We start from the raw sequence: 5,066 nt of genomic DNA, 5'->3' as shown, positions 1-5,066 counted from the left end.
AGGCGCTGCCCCGCTGACCGGCCCTCGCGGACCGGCTGCCCCACCCGGTCGCCCGGGACCCCGGACCGACGCCCGCCGTGGCGGGGTCGGCTCGGGCAGAGCCGGCTCAGGCGGGGTCGGCTCGGGCGGGGTCGGTTGCCGACGGAGTCAGCTCAGACGGACGACGGCCCGGGCCTGGCCGAGCACGGCCCGGCCGTCCACCGTGGCGGTGATGTCGACGCGGGCCGTGCCGTCCTCGCGGATCTCGCCGATCGTGGCGCCGAACTCGACGTCGGCACCGTCGGTGTCCACGACGACCGGGCGGGTGAACCGGACGCCGTACTCGACCATCCGCGTGGGGTCGCCGAGCCAGTCGGTGACGACCCGCCCGGCCAGCGCCATGGTGAGCATGCCGTGCGCGATCACGTTCGGCAGTCCCGCGCCGGTGGCGGTCCGCTCGTCCCAGTGGATCGGGTTGAAGTCGAGCGACGCCCCCGCGTAGCGCACGAGCCGGTCGCGGGTCACCCGCACCGTCAGCGCGGGCAGCGCATCGCCGACCCGGACCGTGGTCGGGTCCGGCGTGGTCGTTCCGGTCACCGTCACTCCCCCCTCACGACGAACTGGGCCCGGGTCGTGCCGACATGCTCGCCCCCGGTGGTGTGGATCTCGGCCAGGACGGTGAGGAAGTCGTTGCCCGCCCGCGCCCGGATGTCCTCGATGCGCGTGGTCGCGGTCAGCGCGTCCCCGGCACGGACGGCCCGGTGGTGGACGAAGCGCTGTTCCCCGTGCACCATGCGCGCGTAGTCCAGCCCCAGCTCGGGATCGGCCACGAGCGTCTCCACGACGGGCAGGTGGACGAGGGTGAGGAACGTCGGCGGTGCGACGACGTCCGGGTGCCCCGCGGCGCGCGCGGCCTCGGGGTCGCGGTAGAGCGGATTGTCGTCGCCGAGCGCGTCGGCGAACTCCGCGATCTTGGCGCGGCTGACCTCGTAGGTGCTCGTGGGCGGGTAGCTCCGCCCGATGAAACTCGGATCCAGTGGCACGGCTGCGCAGACTACCGGTCCCCGCTCCTCCCGCGGACACAACCGGCCCCGGAACCCGCCGCGGAACGGGCGGTCCCCGCACACGAGAAAGTCCACCTCCGCCCGGGGTGGCGGAGGTGGCCTCTCGAAAACTGCGGCGCGTCGGCCCCGAGGGGCGGACGTGTCAACGCCGGGAGGAGGAGCTCAGCGCGTCTCCTTGTGCGAACGGTGCGTACCGCACTTCGGGCAGAACTTCTTCATCTCCAAGCGGTCCGGGTCGTTGCGCCGGTTCTTCTTGGTGATGTAGTTGCGGTTCTTGCACTCCTCGCACGCCAGCGTGATCTTCGGTCGTACGTCGGTGGCAGCCACAACGGCTCCTTACTCTCTACTCGGTTCCCCATCCGTGGGGTCCGGGGGCCGGAGCCCACCGGGTGGGAAGCGGAGGGCGGGACTATCGTCCCTGATGCTGTCGCGGAGCGAGGAGGTGCTTACTCTTCGGTAAGCCCGGCCCGCCCGACTCGCGTAGCGGTGGCCGGACTCGAACCGGCGACGCAGCGATTATGAGCCGCTTGCTCTGCCAACTGAGCTACACCGCCTCGTGGTCACGCCGAGCCCCTTTACGGAATCGAACCGTAGACCTTCTCCTTACCATGGAGACGCTCTGCCGACTGAGCTAAAGGGGCCTGCTCTCAACGAGCTGTCCCAAAGACTACATCAGTCGCTCACACCGTCGGGGAAGGGGGGTGGGTTCCCACGAAACCTCAGGTCAGCAGCATCAGCACCGCCTCGGAGGCGGGAGCGGGCGAGCGGACGGTGCGCGCGGTCAACCACGCCTGGAGTCGCTCCTCGGACAGCGGCCGGGAGATCAGGTACCCCTGCGCCACATCACAGCCCATCGCCTCCAGCTGGTCCCGGGCCACATCCTCCTCGACCCCCTCGGCCACGACCGTCAGCCCGAGCGAGTGCCCCAGCTCGACGATCGAGCGCACCACCGCGAGGTCACCCAGGTCGGTGCCCATCCCGAAGACGAAGCTCTTGTCGATCTTCACCTGGTCCACCGGCAGCTGCCGCAGATAGGCCAGCGACGAGTAGCCGGTGCCGAAGTCGTCGACGGCCAGCTCGATGCCCAGCTCCGCCAGCCCGCGCAGGATCGGCAGCGCCCGTTCCGGGTCGGCCATCACCCCGGACTCGGTCAGCTCCAGGGTCAACAGTTCCCCGGGGACGTCGAAGCGTTTCAGCGCGTCGGCGACCTGTGCCGGGAACTCGGTGTCGGCCAGGTTGCGCACGGACAGGTTCACCGCGACCGAGATCCGCAGCCCCTCGTCCAGCCAGCGGCGCACCCGGTCGAGCGCGGTGTCCAGGACGAACGAGGTGAGCACCCCGACCAGCCCGGCGGCCTCGACCGCGGGAACGAACTCGTCGGGATTGACCCGGCCGAACTCGGGGTGCTGCCAGCGTACGAGCGCCTCGACGCCGAGCACCTGCTTGCCGGGCAGGGCGACCTTGGGCTGGTAGTGGACGCTGACCTGGCCCTGCTCGATCGCCTGCCGGAACTGGGTGACCATCTGGAACCGGCGCAGGAAGATCTGGCCCATGCTGGGGACGTAGGCGCGGACCTCCTCGCCGCTGCGGGTCGCGCGCACGGCCATGTCCGCCCGTTGCAGGAAGCTGTCCACGTCGACGCCGTCGGCGTTCTCCCGCGCGGTTGTGGCGGCGTAGCCGACCACGGCGTTGGCCTCGACGGTGAGCCGGTCCACCGGATAGGGGGCGGACAGCTGCGTGCGCAACCGCTGTGCGGTCTCGTGCGCCCCGTCGGCGTCACAGTCCACCAGCAGGGCCGCGAACGAGGCGCCTTCGAGCCGGGCCAGCGGGACGTCCGGGCCGAGCGTGTCGCGCATCCGCCCGCCCGCGGCCATCAGCATCCGGTCGGCCCAGGCGTAGCCGAGGGCGTCACTGACCGTGGAGAGCACGTCCAGGTCGACCCGCAGCACCACGGAGTGCTCGTTCTCCCGCAGCGGGTCGGTGGCCACCTGCCGGAACCCGGGACGGTTCAACAGGCCGGTCAGCGGGTCGTGGTAGGCGTCGTGCCGCAGCGTGGCGAGCAACCGGCGGTTGTCGAGCGAGGTGGCGAGGTGGCTGGCCATGGTGCCGAGCAGTTGGACGTCGTACTTGCCGAACCCGCGCCACCGGGAGAGCCGGTCGTGCGCCTCCAGCACCCCGAGCAGCTGGCTCGCGCTGCGCAGGGGCACGACCAGCGCCTCGTGCGCGCCGCGGTCGAGCAGGGCGGTACGCACGTCCGGATGTGTCTCGGTGAGGCGCAGATGCCGCACGTGCGACCCGCGCAGCCGCAGCAACGGGTCGTCCACGGGCAGGGCGGTGGGCAGGTCGTCGCCCACCACGACGGTGCGCATGGACTCGTCCGGGTCGAGCCGCAGCCGCAGGACGATCCGGGCGGCGGCGAGCTGGTCCCGGATGCGCTCGGCGAGCGTGGTCCACTCCTCGATGTCCACACCACCGTCGACGTCGTCCGCGCGGCCCGCGGGGCGTGCTGCGGCCTGTTGTCCGGACCGCGCGACCATCAGGCTGACGTCGGTCAGTGCCTCCATGTCGCGCTGTTCCCGCAGCAGGTCGGAGTAGGCCCAGTACAGCGCGGCCAGCCCGAGGGAGACGGCGAGCACGATCGGCCAGGCCTCGGGGGTGTTCGAGATCACCAGGTACCCGGTGAGGCCGACGGAGGCGTTGACGAAACCCACCACGAGGATGCGGCCCGCCAGCCGCAGCACCGTGTTGACCCGCATCCGGCGGCGAAGGACGCGGACGGCCGCCATCGCGAGCAGCGTGCTGGCCAGTGGGGCGGTCAGGGTGCCGGCGAGCGCGGCGATCCACGGCATCTGGTCCGCACCACCGAGGATCTGCCGGACCAGACCGGCGACGGCGAAGGCGCTGGTGACCTCCAGCAGGAAGGCGCCGGCGTTGTAGAGCACCCGGCCGGTGACGCGGCGGGCCAGCAGGGTCGTCACCCCGGCGACCACGTGTGCGGTGAGGACCACTTCGAAAGGTGCGACCAGCAGGCCGATCACGAGCGGGATCTCGGTGAACGAGATGGTCCAGGAGATCCCGCTGCGGACGTCGACGTTGACCCCGAGCTGTTCCGCACCGAGGAACGCGGCGGCCAGCAGTGGTCCGATCCACCACAGGTGGACCGAACCGGTGAACGGCAACCAGGTCGAGACCGCTCCCGCGGCGAGGACCCCGACCGTGAGCACGACCGCCGTGTAGAGGCGGAACCGGAGTTCGTCCGCACGGGCCTGCGCCGAGGCCTGGCCTCCGTCCGGGGGCTCCGGCGTGTCGGCCGTGGCCGTGCCGGTGCCGGCGGAGTCGCCGTGTGCGTTCGGCATGCAACCTCCTTGTGGTGACGCGCATGCTCGGTGTCGGGGCCGACCCGCGAACGAAGGGATACTTTACCCCGGAGGGCGTATCAAGATCTCCTTTCACGACAATGAGGTCACCTCTGTGTCAGCACGACGCGGCCACAACATCGCCCGGCCGCGAGGAGGGGGACCGTTTCGCGGGCGACCGGTCGCCGATGGTAGTCGAAACCCGGTGAGGTATGTCATATTTGCGCGGGGTTAGATTGGCGCCATGGACGTCGAGACCATCACGACCGAGCACGTCAAACGTCTGAGCGCACTCGACCCGCTGTTGCCCGCCCCGGCGCCGTGGCCGGAGACGTCCGAACTGCTCACCGTGCCGTCCGGCGTGGCCCGGGTGAGCACGTCGGAGGTGCCCCCGGACTCGCAGGCCGCGTTGTGGCGGCCGCTCCGGGAGCACCGCCTCGACGTCCGTCTCGCGGGCGAGGATCCGGGAACGGCGCTCGCGGGACTGCTGGACCGGTGGGAGGAGACGCTGGCCGGCGAGGAGACACTGACCGGCGAAACCGCTCCCGGCACCGCGGACACGGCCGCGGTCCTCGCCCGACCGAGCCGGGACTGGCCGGGTACGGAGGCGCTGCTGGCGCACCACTTCGCCCCGGTGCGGGTGCTGGCGGCCCGGCCCCGCGCACGG

The 5,066-nt window shown here is 71.4% G+C and carries 4 protein-coding genes, 2 tRNA genes and 1 pseudogene; 1 reads left to right on the top strand and 6 read right to left on the bottom strand.

Translation table 11 applies throughout. The features are described from left to right. Positions 1-147: 147 nt before the first annotated feature. From SACPADRAFT_RS0222095 to SACPADRAFT_RS0222070, 6 genes are all read right to left on the bottom strand, one after another. Entirely contained in the window at positions 148-576 is a 429-nt protein-coding gene (locus SACPADRAFT_RS0222095; RefSeq protein ID WP_007026442.1) for a MaoC/PaaZ C-terminal domain-containing protein, read from the bottom strand. A gap of 2 nt (positions 577-578) precedes the next feature. Then, positions 579-1,022: a MaoC family dehydratase N-terminal domain-containing protein gene (locus SACPADRAFT_RS0222090; protein WP_028662679.1), complete on the bottom strand. Its 444-nt coding sequence runs from the start codon at positions 1,020-1,022 to the stop codon at positions 579-581. A gap of 183 nt (positions 1,023-1,205) precedes the next feature. Beyond that, complete coding sequence (rpmG, locus tag SACPADRAFT_RS0222085; protein ID WP_007026440.1) at positions 1,206-1,370, bottom strand: 50S ribosomal protein L33; 165 nt, start codon at positions 1,368-1,370, stop codon at positions 1,206-1,208. A gap of 154 nt (positions 1,371-1,524) precedes the next feature. After that, positions 1,525-1,597 (bottom strand) — tRNA-Met (locus tag SACPADRAFT_RS0222080). Positions 1,598-1,611: 14 nt separating this feature from the next. Further along, positions 1,612-1,684, bottom strand: a tRNA-Thr gene (locus SACPADRAFT_RS0222075). 78 nt (positions 1,685-1,762) lie between these two features. Further along, positions 1,763-4,399 carry a putative bifunctional diguanylate cyclase/phosphodiesterase gene (locus SACPADRAFT_RS0222070; RefSeq protein ID WP_007026439.1) on the bottom strand — a complete coding sequence of 879 codons (2,637 nt, stop codon included), beginning with the start codon at positions 4,397-4,399 and terminating at the stop codon, positions 1,763-1,765. Between the two features lie 244 nt (positions 4,400-4,643). On the opposite strand from SACPADRAFT_RS0222070, the pseudogene SACPADRAFT_RS33475 reads away from it, so the two are divergent. After that, positions 4,644-5,066: pseudogene (locus SACPADRAFT_RS33475) on the top strand (GNAT family N-acetyltransferase); the annotation flags it as partial.

Source organism: Saccharomonospora iraqiensis subsp. paurometabolica YIM 90007 (assembly GCF_000231035.2).
Taxonomy (GTDB): Bacteria; Actinomycetota; Actinomycetes; order Mycobacteriales; family Pseudonocardiaceae; genus Saccharomonospora; species Saccharomonospora paurometabolica.
This window is presented reverse-complemented; position numbering and strand designations above follow the sequence as displayed.